The following is a 20,526-nucleotide window of genomic DNA, read 5'->3' on the forward strand; positions in this document are numbered from 1 at the left end:
CGATTAGCATGCCGCCTCCACCGAAGGAAGAGCTGCCCGCATGTCCTGGCGTCGACTGGCCCTTGGCCTCGCTGTTTGCCTCCACCTGAACGCCGCCCACGCGGCCCCCGACGCCGCGCGGCTGCAGGCGCCGCTGACCGCGCAGCGCTACGCCGACGCGCGCCCCGGCCTGGACGCGCTGCTGCGCGAGCCCCGCCCCGACGCGGCCGGACGCGCCGCCATTTACCAGTGGCTGTTCGCCCGCGACGACGGCGCCGCCATCGACCGCCGCACGCGCGGCGTGCTGGCCGACGCGGACGCCGAGGCCGTGGACCTGCTGGCCGCCGGCCGCCTGGCGCTGGAGCGGCGCGACTTCGACCGCGCGCAGCACTGCTTCGAGCGCGCGCTGCGCCGCGCCACCGGGCCGGCCGAGCAGGCGCAGGCCTGGCGCGGCCTGGGCCAGCGCCACTACCAGCTGCGCGAGTTCGACGCCTCGCTGCGGCAGCTGGAGCGCAGCCTGGCCGCCGAGCGCAGCGCCGACGGCCTGGCCGCGCTGGCCGAGACGCTGATCCGCCTGTCCCGCACCGAGGACGCCATCGCCGCCGCCGAGGCCGCCGTCGCGCTCAACCCCCACCACGAGGCCGCGCACTACCTGCTCGGCAACGGCTACACCCGCGAGAACTACACCCAGCTCGCCGCGCGGCTGGGCGAGGCCTTCGCGCCGCTGCTGGCCGACGTGAGGCGCGCGTCCGACGCCTTCGAGCAGGGCGACTTCGACGCCGCCGTGCAGATCAGCCTGGCCGTGCTGCAGCGCTGCCCGCAGCTCGGCCGCGCGCACGCCATCGCGGCGCGGGCGCTGGAGTCGCAGCGCCTGCGCATCGACGTGCACCGCGCCGCCTACGAGCGCCGCTTCGCCGCCACGCCGCAGCCCGCCGTGCCCGGCATCGAGCGCTATGTGCTGAACTGGCAGGCGCTGTCGCCGCGCATCCAGAAGCGCGTCGCACTGTCCGTCGCGCCGTGGAAGGCCTTCATCCCGGTGCTGGTGGCCGGCGGCGCCACGCACTTCATCAAGCCGATGTGGATGCGCCTGTCCGAGACGCCCCAGGCCCAGGCGCTGAAGGACGCGCGCATCGACTACGACTCGCGCCTGTGGGACGACGTGCGCGGCATGGGCGGCCACTTCACCGTCACCGGCATCGAGGACGTGGAGCGCAGCATCTTCGACCGCTACAACACCGTGCTGCACGAGCTGACGCACCAGGTCCACGGCGTGCTGACGGCCGACCAGGCGCGCGAGATCGAGGCGCTGTACCAGCAGGCCAAGGCGCGCGACGCGCGCAGCCGCGACGCCTTCCTGTCCCGCTACGCGGGCGGCTCGGTGTGGGAGTACTTCGCCGAAGGCGCCAACGCCGAGATGTCGCCCCGGCGCGATGCCTACGACGGCCGCGAGATCGTGCGCGAGCGGCTGGTGCGAATGGACCCGGCGCTGCGCGCGCTGGTTCAGCGCCGCTTCGCGCAGCGCGACACCCGCGCCAGCCTGCCCGTGGCCCTGGTCAACGCGGGCAACCAGAAGCTGGACGACGGCCGGCTGGCCGACGCCGCGCCGCTGTTCGAGCGTGCGCTGGCGCTGGCCCCGGGCGACGAAAGCGCGCTCGCCGCCCGGCTGCACGCGCTGGCGCTGGCGGGCGACGGCGCGGCGGCGCGCGAGCTGGCCGCGGCCGCGCTCGCGCGCCACCCGGGCAGCGGCGCGCTGCGCGTGGCGGCGGCCGATGCGCTGTGGCATGGCGGGGCGCCGCTGGACGAGGTGGCCGCCGGCCTCGCGCGCGGCGCCGACGCGCTGGCCGGCGAGGACCGCTTCCGCGTCGACCTCGCGCTGGCCGACCACCGCCGCCGCCTGGGCCGCGTGCCCGAGGCGCTGGCCGCCTACCAGGCCGTGCTGGCCTACCAGGGCGACCAGCCCGAGGCGCTGTGGGGCCGGGCCGCCACGCTGGCGCTGGACGGCCGCTGGGACGAGGCCTTCGCGCAGTACGACGCCGTGCTGCGCCTGCGCACCGGCCTCGTGCCGCTGCGCCGCGACTACGCGCTGGACCTGCTGCGCGCCGGCCGCACCGGGCCGGCCCGCGCGCAGCTCCGGGAAGCGCTGCTGCTGGACCCGCGCCACCCCGACCTGCTGGCGCTGCAGGGCTGGCTCGCGCTCGCCGACGGCGACGCCGCCGCCGCGCAGCGCAGCGCCGACGAGGCGCTGGCGCTGGGCCCGTGGAGCGACCTGGCCGCCATCGTGCGCGCCGCCGCGCTGCAGGCGCAGGGCCGGGGCGAGGCCGCGCGGGACGCGCTCGCGCCGCTGCGCCAGCGCCTGGCCGCGCAGGCGCCGCCGCGCTACGTCTACCGGGCCGACAAGTCCGCCTGGGTCTCGGCGCACGAGCTGCCCGAAAGCGAGCGCCGCGTGCTGGCGCTGCTCGTGCGGTGAAGGCCTTGCGGCGCCTGGACGCCGCCCGGCTGAACGGGATCTCGGTGGCGCTGGGCGTCGCCGCCACGCACCTGCTGGTGGGCGCGCTGTTCGGCGACACCGCCGGCCTGGCCGCGGTGGGCGGCGCCGTCTGCGCCAGCCTGCCCGACGTGCCCAACCCGCCGCAGCGGGTGCTGCCGCGCGTGCTGCCGGCCGCGTTCGCGGCGGCGCTGGTGACGGCGCTGGTGGGCTGGGCGGATGGGTCGCACGGGCTGACCGTGGCGGTCGTGGCCGTGGTCAGCTTCCTGTCGCTGATGACGCTGGCCTGGGGCCTGCGCGCCGGGCCGCTGTCGTTCGCGCCGGTGCTGGCCCTGGTGTTCGCGATGGCCTGGGACCGCACGGCCGGCGCCGCGTCGCCGCTGGAGCATGCGCTGTGGGTGGGCCTGGGCGGCTGCGTGTACGCCGGCTGGGCGCGGCTGGCGGCCGGGGTGCTGCGCCACCGGCTGCGCCAGCTGGCGCTGGCCGGCGCGGTGCGCGCCACCGAGCAGCGGCTGCGCTCGCGCGCGCAGCGCATCGCCGGGGCCGTCAGCGGCGCGGAGGCCGGCATCCGCGTCTCCATCGCCGACGACGTGCTGCTGGCCGACGCGCTGCAGGCCGCGCGCGACCAGGTCTTCGCCGCCCGCCGCTCGCCGCGCAGCCGCCGGCAGACCGACCTGGTGCTCGGCCTCGTCGAGCTGCGCGACCTGCTGCTGGCCAGCCGGCTGGACACCGAGCTGCTGGGCCAGGACTTCCCCGGCCGCCAGTGGCGCGCCACGCTGGCCGACACGCTGCGCCAGCTCGCCGACGTGCTGGCCGCGCTGGCGGACGCCATCGCCCACGGCGCGCCGCCGCCCGAGATGTCGGCCGAGCGCTGGCGCCAGCAGCTGGCCGCGCGGCTGGCCGACGTCAGCGCGCCGGCCGGCGACTCGCGCATCCACCTCGTGGCCGCGCTGGAGTCGCGCGTGGGCCACATGCTGGACGACGTGGCCGCCATGGTGGCGCGCCAGGCCGGCGGCGACGACCCCGCCGACAGCCCCTGGACGCCCGAGCGGCTGGCGCCGTTCCAGTCGCCCGAGGGCTGGCCGCTGGCGGCGCTGAAGGCCCACCTGACGCTGCAGTCCAGCGTCATGCGGCATGCGCTGCGCTCGGCCGTCGCGCTGTCGCTGGCCTATGCGCTGGGCGCCGCGCTGCCGTGGGCGGCGCACCCGTTCTGGCTGCTGCTCAGCGTCGCCGTGGTGCTGCGCGGCAACCTGGAGCAGACGCTGGCGCGCCGCAACGAACGCATCATCGGCACCATGCAGGGCTGCCTGCTGGTGATGCTGCTGGCGCATGTGGAATGGGTGCCGCTGTTGAGCCTGTGCTTCGTCGCCGCGGTGGGCGTGGCCCATGCCTACGTGAACCGCCGCTACCGCGTCGCCGCCACCGCCGCCACGCTGATGGCGCTGCTGCAGCCGCTGATGCTGGCGCCGGGCAGCGACCCCGCCATCGGCGAGCGGCTGGCCGACACGCTGATCGGCGCCGGCCTGGCCTGGCTGTTCAGCTTCGTGCTGCCGTCGTGGGAGCGCGCCGCGCTGCCGCGCCTGGCCGGGCAGCTGCGCGGCGCGCTGGCGCGGCACGCGGCCAACATGCTGCGCTGGCAGCCGGGCCCGGAGGAACTGCTGGCGCAGCGCCTGTCCCGCCAGCAGGCCTACGCGGCGCTGGCCGGCCTGGCCGCGGCCGCGCAGCGCACGCGCGTGGAGCCGCGCAGCGTGCGCCTGCCGGACGCCGAGATCGAGGCCGCGCTGAGCCACGGCTACCGGCTGATGGCGCTGCTGGGCGCCGTGCAGCACCAGGTGCAGCGCCGCACCGGCCGGCTGGATGCCGCCCGGGCCGGCACCGCGCTGCCGCTGGCGCGCCAGGCCTGCGTCGGCGTGCTGAAGGGCGAGCCCGGCGCCGCCGCGAAGGGCACCGACCCCGCCGACATCCCCGATGGCGATGCCGGCAGCTGGCCCCAGCACCTGGGCCAGCAGGACCTGACGCCGTGGCTGCTGCGGCGGCTGCGGCTGTGCCGCATCGAGGCGCGCGAACTGGTCGCCGCGCTGGACCGACTTCAACCCCGAGGAGACCCCCCATGAGCATCCAGACCCGTGCCGCCGTCGCCTGGAAGGCCGGCGCGCCGCTGACCATCGAAACCCTGGACCTGCATGGGCCGCGCGACGGCGAGGTGCTGGTGGAGATGAAGGCCACCGGCATCTGCCACACCGACGAGTACACGCTGTCCGGCGCCGACCCGGAGGGCCTGTTCCCCGCCGTGCTGGGCCACGAGGGCGCGGGCGTCGTGCTGGAGAGCAAGGTGCCGTGGCTGAAGAAAGGCGACCACGTCATCCCGCTCTACACGCCCGAGTGCCGCGAGTGCAAGTTCTGCCTGAGCCGCAAGACCAACCTGTGCCAGGCCATCCGCGCCACGCAGGGCCGCGGCCTGATGCCCGACGGCAGCTCGCGCTTCTCGCTGAACGGCGAGCCGATCTTCCACTACATGGGCACCAGCACCTTCGCCAACCACATCGTCGTGCCGGGCATCGCGCTGGCCAAGATCCGGCCCGACGCGCCGTTCGACAAGGTCTGCTACATCGGCTGCGGCGTGACCACCGGCGTCGGCGCCGTGCTGTTCACGGCCCGGGTGGAGGCGGGCGCCACGGTCGTCGTGTTCGGGCTGGGCGGCATCGGCCTGAACGTCATCCAGGGCGCGCGGATGGTGGGCGCGGGCCGCATCATCGGCGTGGACATCAACCCGGCGCGCGAGGCGATGGCACGGCAGTTCGGCATGACGGATTTCGTCAATCCCAAGGAGCACGACAACGTCGTGGACCACCTGGTGCAGATGACCGACGGCGGCGCGGACTACTCGTTCGAGTGCGTCGGCAACGTGCAGCTGATGCGCCAGGCGCTGGAGTGCACGCACAAGGGCTGGGGGCGCAGCGTCATCATCGGCGTGGCGCCTGCGGGCGCGGAGATCGGCACGCGGCCCTTCCAGCTGGTGACGGGCCGCAAGTGGGAGGGATCGGCCTTCGGCGGCGCGCGCGGCCGCACCGACGTGCCCCGCATCGTCGACTGGTACATGGAGGGCAAGGTGCGCATCGACGAGTTGATCACGCACAAGCTCCGGCTGGAGCAGATCAACGAGGGCTTCGAGCTGATGCGCCGCGGCGAGAGCATCCGCTCGGTCGTCGAGTTCTGAGCCCGCCGCCCGCGTGGCGGCGGCGACACGCCGTCGCGCGGGCGTCACCGGCGCTCCGTGAACCGGTTCTAATCTTGCGCCCCCAGAATGAATTCGGAGATGCGCATGCAGACCACCCTGGCCGCCCGGCAGCCGTTTTACAAGTCGCTGTACTTCCAGGTCATCACGGCCATCGTCATCGGCGTGGCCGTGGGGCATTTCTGGCCGCATGCGGGCGAGGCGCTGAAGCCGCTGGGCGACGGCTTCATCAAGCTCATCAAGATGATCATCGCGCCGATCATCTTCTGCACCGTCGTCGTCGGCATCGCCGGCATGGAGGACATGAAGCGCGTCGGCAAGACCGGCGGCTACGCGCTGCTGTACTTCGAGATCGTCTCGACCATCGCGCTCATCGTTGGCCTCATCGTCGTCAACGTGCTGCGCCCGGGCGAGGGCATGCACGTGGACCCGGCCACGCTGGACACCAAGGGCATCGCCGCCTACACCGGCCCGGGCAAGCTGCAGGGCACGGTGGACTTCCTGCTGGCCATCATCCCCACCACCGTGGTGGACGCCTTCGCCAAGGGCGAGATGCTGCAGGTGCTGCTGTTCGCGGTGCTGTTCGGCTTCGCGCTGCACCGCTTCGGCGGCCGCGGCACGCTGGTGTTCGACGGCATCGAGAAGACCTCGCACGTGCTGTTCGCCATCGTCGGCATGATCATGAAGCTGGCCCCCATCGGCGCGTTCGGCGCGATGGCCTTCACCATCGGCAAGTACGGCGTGGGCTCGCTGCTGTCGCTGGCCAAGCTGATGGGCGCGTTCTACGCCACCTGCCTGATCTTCATCTTCGTCGTGCTCGGCGTGGTCGCCCGGCTGCACGGCTTCTCGGTCTGGAAGTTCATCAAGTACATCAAGGAGGAGCTGTTCATCGTGCTGGGCACCTCGTCCAGCGAATCGGTGCTGCCGCGCATGATGGCCAAGCTGGAGAACCTGGGCGTGCGCAAGTCCACGGTGGGCCTGGTCATCCCGACCGGCTACTCCTTCAACCTCGACGGCACCTCCATCTACCTGACCATGGCCGCGGTGTTCATCGCGCAGGCCACCGACACGCCGATGACGCTGACGCAGCAGCTCACGCTGCTCGGCGTGCTGCTGCTCACCAGCAAGGGCGCCGCGGGCGTGACCGGCAGCGGCTTCATCGTGCTGGCGGCCACGCTGTCGGCCGTGGGCGGCGTGCCGGTGGCGGGGCTGGCGCTGATCCTGGGCATCGACCGCTTCATGTCCGAGGCGCGCGCGCTGACCAACCTGATCGGCAACGGCGTGGCGACCGTGGTGGTGGGCAAGTGGACCGGCGACCTCGACGCCGACCGCATGCGCGCGGTGCTCGACAACGAGACCTCCGCCGAGGCCGAAGAGCCCGAGGCGGTGCTGGACGCGGTCGACCAGCACATGGCGAAGTGAGGGCGGGCGCGATGGAGCTGTTGTCGGAACACCGCTGCTTCGGCGGCAGCCAGCGCTTCCACCGCCATGCGTCGGCGCAGCTCGGCCTGCCGATGCGCTTCGCCCTCTACCTGCCACCCGAGCCCCGGGCGCTGCTGGTCTGGCTCGCCGGGCTGACCTGCACGGAAGAGACCTTCACCGTCAAGGCCGGCGCGCAGCGGCTCGCCGCCGAGCTGGGCCTGGCGCTGCTGATGCCCGACACCAGCCCGCGTGGCGCCGGGGTGCCCGGCGAGGCCGAGGCCTGGGACTTCGGCGTCGGCGCCGGCTTCTACCTGGACGCCACGCGCGAGCCCTGGGCCCGGCACTGGCGCATGGAGAGCTACCTGCTGGACGAGCTGATCCCGCTGGTGCAGCGCGAGACCGGCCTGGCCCGCGTCGGCCTGTCCGGCCACTCGATGGGCGGCCACGGCGCGCTGACGCTGGCGCTGCGCCACCCGGGGCGTTTCCGGTCGCTGTCGGCCTTCGCGCCCATCGCGGCGCCCATGCACTGCCCCTGGGGCCGCAAGGCCTTCGCCGGCTACCTGGGCGAGGACCGGGCCGCCTGGGCCGCCCACGACGCCAGCGAACTGATGAAGCAGCAGCGCACGCCGCCCTATCCCGGCGGCATCCTGATCGACCAGGGCCTGGCCGACCGCTTCCTGGCCGAGCAGCTGCACCCCGAGGCCTTCGAGGCCGCCTGCGCCGCCGCCGGCCAGCCGCTGTCGCTGCGCCGGCACGCCGGCTACGACCACGGCTACCACTTCATCGCCACCTTCGTGGACGACCACCTGCGCCACCACGCGGCGCAGCTGCTCAGCGCCGATCCGCCGCGAGGCTGAGCAGCCGCAGCAGCGGCGGCGAGCGCAGCTCCTGCGCCAGCCGGTCCAGCGGCGGCCGCGCCAGGCGCGGGCGCAGCGCGGCCAGGTCGGGGCCGGCGTCCTGGGCGAGGTCGTAGCCCGCGCCGGCCTGGCCGCGCGCGACGCGCTCGCCCAGCAGCGCGCACAGCGCGCCCAGCGCCAGCGCCGCCTCGCGGCCGGGCGGCAGCACCAGGCCGGGGTCGAAGCGCAGCGAGGACAGCGTGCGGGCCTCGTCGGCGAGGTCGCGCGGCAGCTCCCAGGCGCGCATCAGCAGGTGGCCCAGCTCGTGCGAGGCCAGGCCCAGCGCCCGCTGCTCGTGCAGCGCGCGCTGGTGGGCGTCCAGCGCCGCCAGCGGGGCCGCGTCCTCCAGCAGCGCCACGCCGGCCTGGCGGCCGAGGAAGGACAGCACCAGCAGCGTCGCCAGTTGCCCGGGCTCGGCGACGCCCAGGCGCGGCGCGAGCTGCCGGCACAGCTCGCCGGCGATGCTGCTGGCGCGCCAGAGCAGGTCGAACTCCTGCCGCTGCGCCGCGTCGCGCGGCTGCAGGCAGGCCGCCAGCAGGTGCTGCAGGCACATCTGACGCACGCTGGCCAGGCCGAGGAAGGTGGTGGCCTGGCCCACGCTGGTGACCGGTTGCTGCAGGCCGTACAGCGGCGCATTGGCCGTGGCGACGACGCGCGCCGCCACCGCGGGCTCGCTCATGACGATGCCGGCCAACTGCGCCGACGTGGCGGTCTGCAGGAAGCCGGGCGACATCAGCTCGTGCACGGCCCGCGGCGGCCGCGGCAGGCGCTTCAGCGTGGCCATCAGCGATTCGCTCAGCAGTGGGTCCAGCAGCTCGGCCACGTGCAGCGCCAGCGCGGCGGGCACGGGCAGCGGGGCGCCGGCCTCGGCCGGGGCGGGCGCCGGAGCAGGCCGTGGCCTGGGCGCGGCGGGCGTCTGGCGCAGGGCCGGCGGCGGGTGGGCCGGCCGCGCCGGCGGCGTGCGCGAGCGCCGCAGCCACCAGCCGGCCAGCACGACCAGGGCCACGACCAGCGCCAGCTGGCCCAGCAGGATCAGCGGCATGGCGTTCCTTCCTTTCTCTCATGTGTGCGGCGAACCGGGGCAGCATACGCAGGTCTCGCGCGCGGCCGGCGCGGGGCGTCAAGGACAATCCGGCCATGGCAGTCCTTTCCCTCACCAACGCCCATCTCGCCTTCGGGCACGTCGCGCTGCTGGACGGCGCGAACTTCGCGCTGGAGACCGGCGAGCGCGTCGGCCTGATCGGCCGCAACGGCACCGGCAAGTCCTCGCTGCTGAAGATCCTGGCCGGCCTCGAGAAGCTCGACGACGGCCTGCTGCAGCAACAGCAGGGCCTGACCAATGTGTATGTGCCGCAGGAGCCCGCGCTGCGCGGCGACGCGACCATCTTCGACGTCGTCAGCGAAGGCGTGGCCGAGGCTCGGGCGCTGCGCGAGCGCTATGAGCGCCACGACGAGGTCGACGACCTGGCCTGGGTGCAGGAGCGCATCGAGCACCTCGGCGCCTGGAACTGGGAGCAGCGCGTGGACGAGACGCTGCACCGCCTGGGCCTGGACGGCTCGCGGCTGGTCGGCAGCCTCTCCGGCGGCCTGAAGAAGCGCGTGGCGCTGGGCCGCGCGCTGGTGGCCCAGCCCGACGTGCTGCTGCTGGACGAGCCCACCAACCACCTGGACCTGGACGCCATCACCTGGCTGGAGGGCCTGCTGAACGACTTCAAGGGCTCGCTGCTGCTGATCACGCACGACCGGCAGTTCCTGGACAACGTCGCCAACCGCATCGTCGAGCTGGACCGCGGCCAGCTGCGCGGCTACCCCGGCAACTTCGCCGCCTTCCAGGCCGCCAAGGCTTACGAGCTGGAGAACGAGGCGCTGGCCAATGCGCGCTTCGACAAGCTGCTGGCGCAGGAGGAGGTGTGGATCCGCAAGGGCGTTGAGGCGCGGCGCACCCGCTCCGTCGCGCGCGTGCAGCGCCTGCACGAGATGCGCGCGCAGCACGCCGCGCGGCGCGACGTGCAGGGCAAGGTGCGGCTGGACATCGACACCGGCAGCGCCAGCGGCAAGATCGTCGCGGAGCTGGAGGACGTGGCGAAGCGCTTCGGCGAGCGCGACATCGTGCGCGGCTTCTCCGCCACCATCCTGCGCGGCGACAAGGTCGGCCTGATCGGCCCCAACGGTGCCGGCAAGACCACGCTGCTGAAGATGATCCTCGGCGAGCTGCCGCCCGACAGCGGCAGCGTGCGCCTGGGCTCGCGGCTGACGGTGGCCTATTTCGACCAGATGCGCGACACGCTCAACCTCGATGCGACGCTGGCCGACACCATCAGCCCCGGCTCCGAGTGGATCGAGATCGGCACGCAGAAGAAGCACGTGAAGAGCTACCTCGGCGACTTCCTGTTCTCGCCCGCGCGTGCCAACTCGCCGGTGCGCACCTTGAGCGGCGGCGAGCGCAACCGCCTGTTGCTGGCGCGGCTGTTCGCGCGGCCGGCCAACGTGCTGGTGCTGGACGAACCCACCAACGACCTCGACATCGAGACGCTGGAGCTGCTGGAGGAGCTGCTGGCCGAGTACGACGGCACCGTCTTCCTCGTCAGCCACGACCGGCGCTTCCTGGACAACGTCGTCACCTCCACCCTCGTCTTCGAGGGCGACGCGCGCTGGCGCGAGTACGAGGGCAGCGTGCAGGACTGGCTGACCCAGTCCCGCCGGGCCGCCGCGCTGCAGGCCAAGGCCGCGCCTGCCGCCGCCGCCGCGCCGCCGCCCGTGCCCGAACCGGCCCCGGTCGTCGCCACCAAGCGCAAGCTCAGCTACAAGGAGCAGCGCGAGCTCGACGAGATCCCCAGGCAGATCGCCGCGCTGGAGGCCGAGCAGACGCAGCTGAACGCGCTGATCGCCGGCAGCGAGCTGTACACCCAGGGCGCCCGGCGCATCGCCGAGGTCACCGAGCGCGCCGCCGACATCGACGCCGAGCTGCTGGCGCTGATGGAGCGCTGGGAAGCGCTGGAGGCCAAATGAACGCCTTGCACCACGAATGGCTGGCGCTGCAGGCCCAGCACGAACGCTACGAGGCGCTGGCGCTGGCCGTGAAGCTGGCCGCGTGCGCCGCCTGCGCCCTGGTGCCGGACCGCGGCCTCGCGCTGGCGCTGCTGGCCCTGCTGTGGCTGCAGGAGGCCGTGCTCAAGACCTTCCAGGGCCGGCTGGGCGAGCGCCTGCTGGCCATCGAGCCCGCGCTGAAGGCCGGCACCGGCCTGCCGCCGATGCAATTGCACAGCGACTGGCTGGCCCACCGCCCACGCGGCGCCGGCCTGGCCGCGCAATACCTGAAAAGCGCGCTGCGCCCGACGGTGGCGCTGCCGTATCCGCTGTTGATGTTGCTGGTGGCGGTGGTCTAGCCTGGCACCGCCGCGCGCAGCGCGCGCCAGAACGCCGGGTCCTGCGCGGTGGCCATGTTGATGCGCATCAGCGAACCCGGCGCCCGCGTGGCGCTGAACAGCGCGCCCGGCGCGGTCAGCCAGCCGGCGTCCAGCAGCGGCTGGGCGATGCGCTCGGTGTCGGCGCCCACGTCCAGCCAGCCGAACAGGCCGTCCGGCGGCGCGGCCCATGCGAAGCCCTGCCGCGCCGCGAGCGCGGCCACGCGCTGGCGCGCCGCGGCCAGGCGCTCGCGCAGCCGCTGCGCGTGGCGGCGCAGCCCGCCGCGCTCCAGGCACAGCGCCACGGCGCGCTCCAGCACCGGCGAACTGGTCAGGCCGTCCAGCAGCTTGGTGTCGGTCAGCGCGGCCAGCCGCTCGGGCGCGGCGGCCAGGTAGCCCACGCGCCAGGCCGGCGTCAGCACCTTGGAGAAGCCCGACACGTAGGTCACGCGGCGCAGCCCGTCCAGCGCGGCCAGGCGCGGCTGGTGCTCGGGCGCGAGGAAGCCGTAGCTGTCGTCTTCGATGATGTGGAAGTCGTGCGCGTCGGCCAGCCGCAGCAGGCGGTGCGCGTCGGCCAGACCCAGGCTGTGGCCGGTGGGGTTGTGCAGCACGGACACGGTCAGGTAGGCGCGCGGCGCGTGCTGCGCGGCCAGCGCGGCCAGCACCTCCAGGTCCGGCCCGCGCCCTGTGCGCGGCACCGGCAGCAGGCGGATGCCGGCCCGCGTCAGCCGCGCGAAGATGACGGCCCAGCCCGGGTCGTCCACCAGCACCGCGTCGCCGGGCTGCAGCTGGGTGCGGATCAGCAGGTCGATCGCGTGCGTGGCGCCGTGGGTGGTCAGGATCTGCGCGGGGCCGGCGTGGATGCCCAGGTCCGCCAGCCGGTGCGAGAGCGCGTCGCGCAGCCGCGCGTCGCCGCTGGGGTCGCCGTAGCCCAGCTGCAGCGGCTGCGCGTCGGCCTGGTGCAGCCGGCGCAGCGCGGAGCGCAGCAGCGCGCCGTCCAGCCAGTCCGCCGGCAGCGTGCCCAGGCCGGGCGAGCGGGCGGCATCGGCCTCGAACATGCCGCGGATCAGCGCGGTGGCGTCCACCGGCGCCTGGCGCGGCGGCGCGGCCGCCGGGCGGGCGCCGCGGGCCGGGGCGGGCCGGCTCTCGCGCACGAAGAAGCCGCGCTGGCGCCGCGCCTCCAGCAGTCCGGCGGCCTGCAGCTGGTCGTAGGCGGCGACGACGGTGTGCGGGCTGACGCCGTGCTGGCGCGCGCAGTCGCGCACCGAGGGCAGGCGGGCGCCGGGCGGCAGCAGCCGCTCGCGGATGCGCTGGGCGAAGCGTTCGGCCAGCTGGCCGGCCAGCGGCTGGCTGGCGCCGCGCTGCAGCGGCGGGTGTGTGCTGGTGGGCATGGCGGTACAGATCGTCGATGTGTGCGGCCGACTGTACTGGTTCTGTATCGGTGGTGCTGCCTAGACTGACGCCATGACCAGGACTGCCGCCTCCGCCGCCCGCGCCGCCATGCCGCCCGCCCCGCGCCCGGCGGGGCCGGCCGCCGACACCGCGCGCGGCCTGCTGCTCGGGCTGGCCGGGGTGGTGATGTTCGCGCTCAGCCTGCCGATGACGCGGCTGGCCGGCGGCAGCGCCGCGGCGCCGCAGCTGGACCCGGCCTTCGTCGCCTTCGGCCGGGCGGCCGTGGCGGGGTTGCTGTCGGTGCTCTACCTGGCCGCCACGGGCGCGCGGCGGCCGCGCGGCGGCGAGTGGCCGCTGCTGGCGCTGACGGCCGGCGGCGTGGTGTTCGGCTGGCCGCTGCTGTCCGGCTACGCGGTGCGGCATGTGGACGCGGTGCATGCGGCGGTCGTGTCCGGCGTGCTGCCGCTGGCCACGGCCGTCATCGCCGCGCTGGCGCTGCGGCAGCGGCCGAGCGCCGGTTTCTGGGCCTGTGCGCTGGCGGGGCTGGTGCTGGTGGTGGGCTTCGCCGCCTGGCGCGGCGCGGGCGGGCTGGCGCGGGCCGACGGCCTGCTGCTGGGCGCGGTGGTCTGCGCGTCGGCGGGCTATGTCGGCGGCGCGCGGCTGTCGGGCGCGATGGCGGCGGAGCAGGTGATCTGCTGGGTGCTGGTGCTGAGCCTGCCCGCCACGGTGCCGCTGGCGCTGATGGCGCGGCCCACGGCGCCGGTCGCGGCGTCGGCCTGGGTCGGCTTTGCCTATGTGTCGCTGTTCTCGATGTGGATCGGCTTCTTCGCCTGGTACCGCGGCCTGGCGCTGGGTGGCACGCTGCGCGTGAGCCAGGTGCAGGTGCTGCAGCCCTTTATGTCCATGCTGTTCGCGGTGCCGCTGCTGGGCGAGCGGCTGGACGCGATGACCGTCGTGTTCGCCGCCGCGGTGCTGGCCGTGGTGTGGCTGGGCCGGCGGCAGCCGGTGTATTCGCGGGAGCCGTCATGACCGACCGATTCACCACCTGTCTCGGCCCCGGCCAGGCGCTGACGCTGGCCGCCGCGCGCGGGCCGCGCCGGCTGGCCGTGACCCAGGGCCTGCTGTGGGTGACCGTGCGCGGCGACGCGGGCGACCACTGGCTGCGGGCCGGCGAGGGGCTGACGCTGCCGCCGGGCCGCGAGGCCGTCGTCGAGGCCTGGCCGCGGGCGGCGTTCCAGCTGCTGCAGCCGGCGCCGCGCCGCGCCGAGGCCCGGCCTGCACGCGGCTGGCGCGGGGCGCCGGCCGCGGGTGCTAGGCTGACCGCCCTTTCCTGACATCCATGCAAGCCATCCCATGACCACCGTCTGGACCCAAGCGCGCCGTGCCGCGCGGATGAACCCGTCCATCATCCGCGAGATCCTCAAGGTCACCGAGAAGCCGGGCTTGCTGTCCATGGCCGGCGGCCTGCCGAGCGCGGACACCTTCCCGGTGGACGCGCTGAAGGCCGCCTGCGACCGCGTGCTGACGAACAACCCGCGCGAGTCGCTCCAGTACGCCGCCAGCGAGGGCTTCGGCCCGCTGCGCGAGTGGGTGGCGGCGCGCGTGGCGACGCTGGGCATGGCCGTGTCGCCCGACCAGGTGCTGATCACCAGCGGCTCGCAGCAGGGGCTGGACCTGGTGGGCAAGATCCTCTGCGACGCCGGTGCGCCGGTGGCCGTGGAGACGCCCACCTACCTTGGCGCGCTGCAGGCGTTCACGCCGTTCGAGCCGCTGTTCGCCAGCCTGGCCAGCGACGACGAAGGCCCGCGCCCCGAGGCGATCCGCGCGCTGCCGCACGACGCGCCGGGCACGCGCTTCAGCTATCTGTTGCCCAACTACCAAAACCCCACCGGCCGTGTCATGAGCGCGCAGCGCCGCGCGGCGGTGGTGGAGGCCTCGCGCCAGGCTGGCGTGCCGCTGCTGGAGGACAACCCCTACGGCGACCTGTGGTTCGACGAGCCGCCGCCGGCCGCGCTGTCCAGCCTGTGGCCGGAGGGCTCGCTGTACCTGGGCTCGTTCTCCAAGGTGCTGACGCCGGGTTTCCGGCTCGGCTACCTGGTCGCGCCGCCGGCGCTCTACCCCAAGCTGCTGCAGGCCAAGCAGGCGGCGGACCTGCACACGCCGGGCTTCAACCAGCGCGTCGTGTACGAGGTGATCCGCGACGGCTTCCTGGACCGGCACGTGCCGACCATCCGCGCGCTGTACAAGGCCAACCGTGACGCGATGGCCGCCGCGCTGCGCGAGCACCTGCCGGCGGGCTGCGAATGGCGGTCGCCGCTGGGCGGCATGTTCTTCTGGGTGCGCCTGCCCGCCGGGCTGGACGCGATGGCGCTGCTGCCGCGCGCGGTGGACGCCGGCATCGCCTACGTGCCGGGCGCCGCGTTTTATGCGCAGCAGCCCGATGCGCGCACGCTGCGGCTGTCGTTCGTGACGCTGACGCCGGACCTCATCCGCGAGGGCGTCGCGACGCTGGGCCGGCTGCTGCGCGAGGCGCTGGAGACGGCGGACGAGCATGCGCCGTAACCCGTGGAGCTGACGCCGGCCTGAACCGGGGTCGGCTATCGAGCCCTTGATTTCCATATCCCCAATTCGTCGCCGCTCTGGCATGGTCCGGGGCTCGTCCCTGGCCCAAGCAGTCGGGGGATTCGATGGACTGATGGAGACGAGGCAACGATGAAGCAGGTATGGACAGCCGTGGCCGCAGCGGTTTTTGCGATGGGCGCCCACGCGGCGGAACCGATCAAGATCGGCGTGGCGGGGCCCTTCACGGGCGGCTCCTCGTCGATGGGCGTCAGCATGCGCGACGGCGTGCGCCTGGCGGCCGAGGAAATCAACAAGGCCGGCGGCGTGCTGGGGCGCAAGCTGCAGCTCGTCGAGCGTGACGACGAGGCCAAGAACGAGCGCGGCGTGCAGATCGCCCAGGAGCTCATCAACAAGGAAAAGGTCGCCGCCACCGTCGGCTACATCAACACCGGCGTGGCGCTGGCGTCGCAGCGCTTCTACCAGGACGCCAAGATCCCGGTCATGAACAACGTGGCGACCGGCTCGGCCATCACGCTGCAGTTCAAGAACGCGCCGGAGAACTACGTCTTCCGCAACGCGGCGCACGATTCCATCCAGGCGCCGATGATCGTCGAGGAGGCGGTCACCAAGCGCGGCTTCAAGAAGGTCGCCATCCTGGCCGACTCGACGAACTACGGCCAGCTCGGCCGCGCCGACCTGGAGGCCGCGCTGCAGCTCAAGGGCATCAAGCCGGTGGCCGTCGAGAAGTTCAACATCAAGGACGTCGACATGACGGCCCAGCTGCTGAAGGCCAAGGAGGCCGGCGCCGAGGCCATCCTGACCTACGGCATCGGCCCCGAGCTGGCCCAGATCGCCAACGGCATGACCAAGCTGGGCTGGAAGGTGCCGATGATCGGCTCCTGGACGCTGTCGATGGCCAACTACATCGACAACGCCGGCCCCGGCGGCGAGGGCGCGCGGATGCCGCAGACCTTCATCCAGGAGCCCACGACGCCGAAGCGCCAGGCTTTCATCATCAACTACCTGAAGACCTTCAACCCGAAGAACTCGCGCATCGACTCGCCGGTGAGCGCGGCCCAGGGCTACGACTCCGTCTACCTGCTGGCCGCCGCCATCAAGCAGGCCGGCTCCACCGAGGGCCCGAAGATCCGGGCCGCGCTGGAAGACCTGAAGACGCCGGTGGAAGGCGTGGTGACGACCTACAACAAGCCCTTCTCCAAGGCCGACCACGAGGCCATCACGGCCAACATCCCGGTGATGGGCGAGGTCAAGGGCCAGCGCGTCGTGTATGCCTACCAGGACGACTTCAAGAAGGCATCCCATGTGCAGCTCAAGGACGTGAACGCCAAGGGCGCGATGGAACAGAAGAAGCGGCAGTAAAAGCTCCCCCCCTACCGGCTTCGCCGGCCCCCTCGAGGGGGCGCTGCCTGTGGCCTGGCAAAGCCAGTTCCACGGCAGCCGCTGGGGAATGCGCCACGCCTTCAACTTCTGACGGAACCATATGCAGATCCTGACCCAGCTCGTGTTCAGCGGCATCGCGCTGGGCATGATTTACGCCGTCATCGCGTTCGGCTACCAGCTCACCTTCGCCACCAGCGACACCCTCAACTTCGGCCAGGGCGATGCGCTGATGCTCGGCGCGCTGGTCGGGCTGACGCTGGTGGGCCTGGGCGTGAACTACTGGCTGATGATCCCGCTCGTCTGCCTGTTCGGCGCGCTGCAGGGCGCCGTCGTCGAGCGCATCGGCGTGCGGCCCGCGATCAAGATGAAGAGCGAGTTCGGCTGGATCATGTCCACCATCGCGCTGGGCATCATCTTCAAGAACGTGGCCGAGAACGTCTGGGGCCGCGACGACCTGAAGTTCCCGTCGCCGCTGCCCGAGGCGCCGATGAAGGTGCTCGGCGCCAACGTGCTGCCGATGGAGCTGCTGGTCATCGTCGGCGCCGTCGGCATGATGCTGGCGGTCGAGGTGTTCAACCGCAAGAGCATCTACGGCAAGGCCGTGGTCGCCACCTTCAACGACCGCGACGCCGCCAAGCTGATGGGCATCAACACCGGCCTGGTCATCACGTTCTCCTACGCGCTGTCGTCGCTGACCGCGTCGTTCGCCGGCGTGCTGATCGCGCCGCTGACGCTGACCGGCGCGACCATGGGCGCGGTGCTGGGCCTGAAGGCCTTCGCCGTGGCCATCATCGGCGGGCTGACCAGCGGCATGGGCATCATCGTCGGCGGCATCATCCTCGGCGTGGCCGAGACGACCACCGGCTTCTACCTCTCCACCGGCTACAAGGACGTGCCCGGCCTGGTGCTGCTGCTGATCGTGCTGGCGGTGAAGCCCGCGGGCCTGTTCGGCAAGACCGCGATCAAGAAGGTCTGACGAGTCCGATGAACTTGCGGGACGGACCGATCGAGCGAAGCGAGTAGCTCTGTCCTCAACTGGCTAGAAACGTGAACCTCAAGAAACTCATCCTGGGCGCCGCCGCCATCGCCGCGCTCGCCGGCTTCCCGCTCGCCTCCGGCAACCCGTACTACATCCACCTGGTCGAGACCATCATGATCTACGCGATCGTGCTGTTCGGCCTGGACATCGTCGTGGGCTACACCGGCCAGGTCTCGCTGGGCCACGCCGGCCTGTTCGGCATCGGCGCCTACACGGCCGGCGTGCTCATCCTGAAGCTGGATGCGCCGGTCTACCTGACGCTGCCGGCCGCGATCGCCGTGGCCGCGGTGTTCGGCGCGATGCTGGCGCTGCCGGCGCTGCGCGTGACGGGGCCCTACCTGGCCATGGTGACGCTGGCCTTCGGCACCATCATCCAGATCCTCATCAACGAGATGACCTTCCTCACGGAAGGCCCGATGGGCATCACGCTGACCAAGCCCACGCTGTTCGGCCACTCGCTCGACGAGACCGAGTTCTACTGGCTGGTGATGGCCTGCCTGATCGCGTCGCTGGTGTTCGTGCACCGCGTGCTGCACTCGCAGCTCGGCCGCGCGTTCGAGGCGCTGCGCGGCAGCCCGGTCGCGTCGGACTGCATGGGCGTGTCGGTCTACCGCTACAAGGTCTACGCCTTCGTCATCTCGGCGGCGCTGGCCGGCCTGGCGGGCGCGCTGTACGCCTACTCCGAGCAGTACATCAGCCCGAACACCTACAACTTCGAGCTGACCGTGATGTTCCTGCTGGCCATCATCATGGGCGGCCGCAAGACCCGCACCGGCGCGCTGCTGGGCGCGGCCATCATCGTCATGCTGCCCAAGCTGCTGGACGACCTGGAAGTCTTCCGCATCGGCGCGGTCGTGCTGGCCGTCATCGTCGCCGCCTCGGTGGCCGTGGGCCTGAAACGCGGCCGGCTGGGCAAGCAGGCCGCGCTCATCCCCGTCGTCGGCAGCGCCGCGCTGGCGGCCGTCTCGTTCAAGATGGAGTCGATGACCGACTGGCGGCTGTCCATCTTCGGCCTCATCACGCTGTTCGTCGTGTACTACCTGCAGGACGGCATCGTCGGCTTCGTGCGCAGCGCGCTCAACATCAGGGCCCGGCACGAGCGCGACACCAGCGCCGGCCCCGCCGCCGCGCTCACCCGCGCCAGCGCGCAGGGCGAGCCGGAGCTGCTGAAGGCCGGCGGCGTGTTGATGCAGTTCGGCGGCCTGAAGGCGCTGAACAACGTGGACCTGGTCGTGCGGCGCGGCAGCATCCACGGCCTGATCGGCCCGAACGGCTCGGGCAAGAGCACGATGATGAACGTGCTGACCGGCATCTACCAGCCGACGGCCGGCAGCGTGCTGTTCGCGGGCGCGCCCGTCACCGGCCGCACCTCGGCCGACATCGCGCTGTCCGGCATCGCCCGGACCTTCCAGAACGTGCAGCTGTTCGGCGAGATGACGGCGCTGCAGAACGTGCTGGTGGGCCTGCACCACAGCTTCAAGAGCAACCTCGTCGACATCGCGCTGCACCTGCCGCGCTACCTGCGCGAGGACCGCGCGCAGCGCGCCCGCGCGCATGCGCTGCTGGAGTTCGTCGGCCTGGACGCGCTCGCGTCCGAGGAGGCCCGCAACCTGCCCTACGGCAAGCAGCGCCTGCTGGAGATCGCCCGCGCGCTGGCGCTGGACCCGCAGCTGCTGCTGCTCGACGAACCCGCCGCCGGCCTGACCGCGCCCGACATCAAGGAGCTGCTGGAGATCATCCGCAAGATCCGCGATGCCGGCGTCACCGTCATCCTCATCGAGCACCACATGGACGTCGTCATGAGCCTGTGCGACCGCGTCTCCGTGCTGGACTTCGGCCAGAAGATCGCGGAAGGCCTGCCGGCCGAGGTGCAGGCCAACGAGAAGGTCATCGAGGCCTACCTGGGCGGCCAAGCGAGCTGAGGACCATTCCCATGTTGACCATCAAGAACCTCAGCGCCGGCTACGGCAAGGTCCAGGTGCTGCACGGCATCTCGCTGGACGTCCCCCAGGGCCAGGTCGTCACGCTGATCGGCTCCAACGGCGCCGGCAAGACGACGACCATGCGCGCCGTCAGCGGCATGATCGCGCCCACCGGCGGCGAGATCACGCTGAACGGCAAGCGCATCGACGGCCTGGAGAGCTACCACATCGCCCGCCAGGGCCTCGCGCACTCGCCCGAGGGCCGGCGCGTGTTCGCGACGATGACCGTCACCGACAACCTGCGCCTCGGCGCCTTCCCGCGCTACACCGGTGCCCGGCCCAAGGGCGACGTGGCGGCCGACCTGGAGCGCGCGATGGAGCTGTTCCCGCGCCTGAAGGAGCGCCGGCTGCAGCTGGCCGGCACGCTGTCCGGCGGCGAGCAGCAGATGCTGGCGATGGCGCGCGCGACCATGCTCAACCCCGAGGTCGTGCTGCTGGATGAGCCGTCCATGGGCCTGGCGCCCATCCTCGTCGACGAGGTGTTCCGCATCATCGAGCGGCTCAAGTCCAACGGCGTGACGATGCTGCTGGTCGAGCAGTTCGCCGCCGCCGCGCTGAAGGTGGCCGACTACGGCTACGTGCTGGAGAACGGCCGCATCGCCGTGCACGGCCCGGCCGAGAAGCTGCGCAGCGACCCCGCCGTGCAGGCCGCCTACCTCGGCGGCGGGCATTGATGGCCCGCGACGGCTACCGCCTCGGCTTCGACGACATCGATGCGGCGGCCGCCGT

The 20,526-nt window shown here is 72.9% G+C and carries 16 protein-coding genes; 14 read left to right on the forward strand and 2 right to left on the reverse strand.

The features are described from left to right. The first annotated feature begins 40 nt into the window (after positions 1 to 40). The 5 genes from QM788_RS08135 (at position 41) to fghA (ending at position 7,978) form a co-directional block, all read left to right on the forward strand. Positions 41 to 2,446 carry a tetratricopeptide repeat protein gene (locus QM788_RS08135; RefSeq protein WP_415660984.1) on the forward strand — a complete coding sequence of 802 codons (2,406 nt, stop codon included), beginning with the start codon at positions 41 to 43 and terminating at the stop codon, positions 2,444 to 2,446. After that, positions 2,443 to 4,578: an FUSC family protein gene (locus QM788_RS08140; RefSeq protein ID WP_415660985.1), complete on the forward strand. Its 2,136-nt coding sequence runs from the start codon at positions 2,443 to 2,445 to the stop codon at positions 4,576 to 4,578. Before QM788_RS08135 ends, QM788_RS08140 begins: the two co-directional genes overlap by 4 nt. 2 nt (positions 4,579 to 4,580) lie before the next feature. Beyond that, positions 4,581 to 5,681 (forward strand): S-(hydroxymethyl)glutathione dehydrogenase/class III alcohol dehydrogenase, encoded by a 1,101-nt coding sequence (locus QM788_RS08145; protein WP_415661171.1) that lies wholly within the window; start codon positions 4,581 to 4,583, stop codon positions 5,679 to 5,681. A 105-nt stretch (positions 5,682 to 5,786) separates the two neighbouring features. Further along, entirely contained in the window at positions 5,787 to 7,121 is a 1,335-nt protein-coding gene (locus QM788_RS08150; protein WP_415660986.1) for a dicarboxylate/amino acid:cation symporter, read from the forward strand. A gap of 11 nt (positions 7,122 to 7,132) precedes the next feature. Continuing rightward, positions 7,133 to 7,978 carry an S-formylglutathione hydrolase gene (fghA, locus tag QM788_RS08155; RefSeq protein WP_415660987.1) on the forward strand — a complete coding sequence of 282 codons (846 nt, stop codon included), beginning with the start codon at positions 7,133 to 7,135 and terminating at the stop codon, positions 7,976 to 7,978. Here the strand turns inward: fghA and QM788_RS08160 are convergent. After that, entirely contained in the window at positions 7,953 to 9,059 is a 1,107-nt protein-coding gene (locus QM788_RS08160) for an HDOD domain-containing protein (protein WP_415660988.1), read from the reverse strand. The two genes, fghA and QM788_RS08160, sit on opposite strands and share 26 nt — an antisense overlap. Before the next feature lie 95 nt (positions 9,060 to 9,154). On the opposite strand from QM788_RS08160, the gene QM788_RS08165 reads away from it, so the two are divergent. Together QM788_RS08165 and QM788_RS08170 are read left to right on the forward strand one after the other, a co-directional pair. Continuing rightward, positions 9,155 to 11,026 (forward strand): ATP-binding cassette domain-containing protein, encoded by a 1,872-nt coding sequence (locus tag QM788_RS08165; protein WP_415660989.1) that lies wholly within the window; start codon positions 9,155 to 9,157, stop codon positions 11,024 to 11,026. Further along, positions 11,023 to 11,403 (forward strand): hypothetical protein, encoded by a 381-nt coding sequence (locus QM788_RS08170; RefSeq protein ID WP_415660990.1) that lies wholly within the window; start codon positions 11,023 to 11,025, stop codon positions 11,401 to 11,403. The genes QM788_RS08165 and QM788_RS08170 overlap by 4 nt, the downstream gene beginning before the upstream one ends. Here the strand turns inward: QM788_RS08170 and QM788_RS08175 are convergent. Next, positions 11,400 to 12,812, reverse strand: coding sequence for a PLP-dependent aminotransferase family protein (locus tag QM788_RS08175; RefSeq protein ID WP_415660991.1), 1,413 nt, complete (start codon positions 12,810 to 12,812; stop codon positions 11,400 to 11,402). The genes QM788_RS08170 and QM788_RS08175 overlap by 4 nt on opposite strands. Before the next feature lie 109 nt (positions 12,813 to 12,921). Between QM788_RS08175 and QM788_RS08180 the strand changes: the two genes are divergently transcribed. From QM788_RS08180 to QM788_RS08210, 7 genes are all read left to right on the forward strand, one after another. Then, positions 12,922 to 13,842, forward strand: coding sequence for a DMT family transporter (locus QM788_RS08180; RefSeq protein WP_415661172.1), 921 nt, complete (start codon positions 12,922 to 12,924; stop codon positions 13,840 to 13,842). After that, positions 13,839 to 14,147 (forward strand): DUF2917 domain-containing protein, encoded by a 309-nt coding sequence (locus QM788_RS08185; protein WP_415660992.1) that lies wholly within the window; start codon positions 13,839 to 13,841, stop codon positions 14,145 to 14,147. Before QM788_RS08180 ends, QM788_RS08185 begins: the two co-directional genes overlap by 4 nt. Before the next feature lie 19 nt (positions 14,148 to 14,166). Further along, positions 14,167 to 15,375 carry a PLP-dependent aminotransferase family protein gene (locus tag QM788_RS08190; RefSeq protein WP_415660993.1) on the forward strand — a complete coding sequence of 403 codons (1,209 nt, stop codon included), beginning with the start codon at positions 14,167 to 14,169 and terminating at the stop codon, positions 15,373 to 15,375. 150 nt (positions 15,376 to 15,525) lie between these two features. Beyond that, a complete protein-coding gene (locus QM788_RS08195) occupies positions 15,526 to 16,755 on the forward strand; it encodes an ABC transporter substrate-binding protein (protein WP_415660994.1) in 1,230 nt (409 codons plus the stop codon). A 121-nt stretch (positions 16,756 to 16,876) separates the two neighbouring features. After that, the gene (locus QM788_RS08200) at positions 16,877 to 17,752 is read left to right on the forward strand and encodes a branched-chain amino acid ABC transporter permease (RefSeq protein WP_415660995.1); all 876 of its coding nucleotides are present in this window, start codon (positions 16,877 to 16,879) and stop codon (positions 17,750 to 17,752) included. Positions 17,753 to 17,823: 71 nt separating this feature from the next. Further along, positions 17,824 to 19,737: an ABC transporter permease subunit gene (locus tag QM788_RS08205; protein ID WP_415660996.1), complete on the forward strand. Its 1,914-nt coding sequence runs from the start codon at positions 17,824 to 17,826 to the stop codon at positions 19,735 to 19,737. An 11-nt stretch (positions 19,738 to 19,748) separates the two neighbouring features. Then, positions 19,749 to 20,471: an ABC transporter ATP-binding protein gene (locus QM788_RS08210; protein WP_415660997.1), complete on the forward strand. Its 723-nt coding sequence runs from the start codon at positions 19,749 to 19,751 to the stop codon at positions 20,469 to 20,471. Positions 20,472 to 20,526: the final 55 nt, after the last annotated feature.

This window comes from Roseateles sp. (assembly GCF_047654785.1).
Classification (GTDB): Bacteria; Pseudomonadota; Gammaproteobacteria; order Burkholderiales; family Burkholderiaceae_C; genus Pelomonas.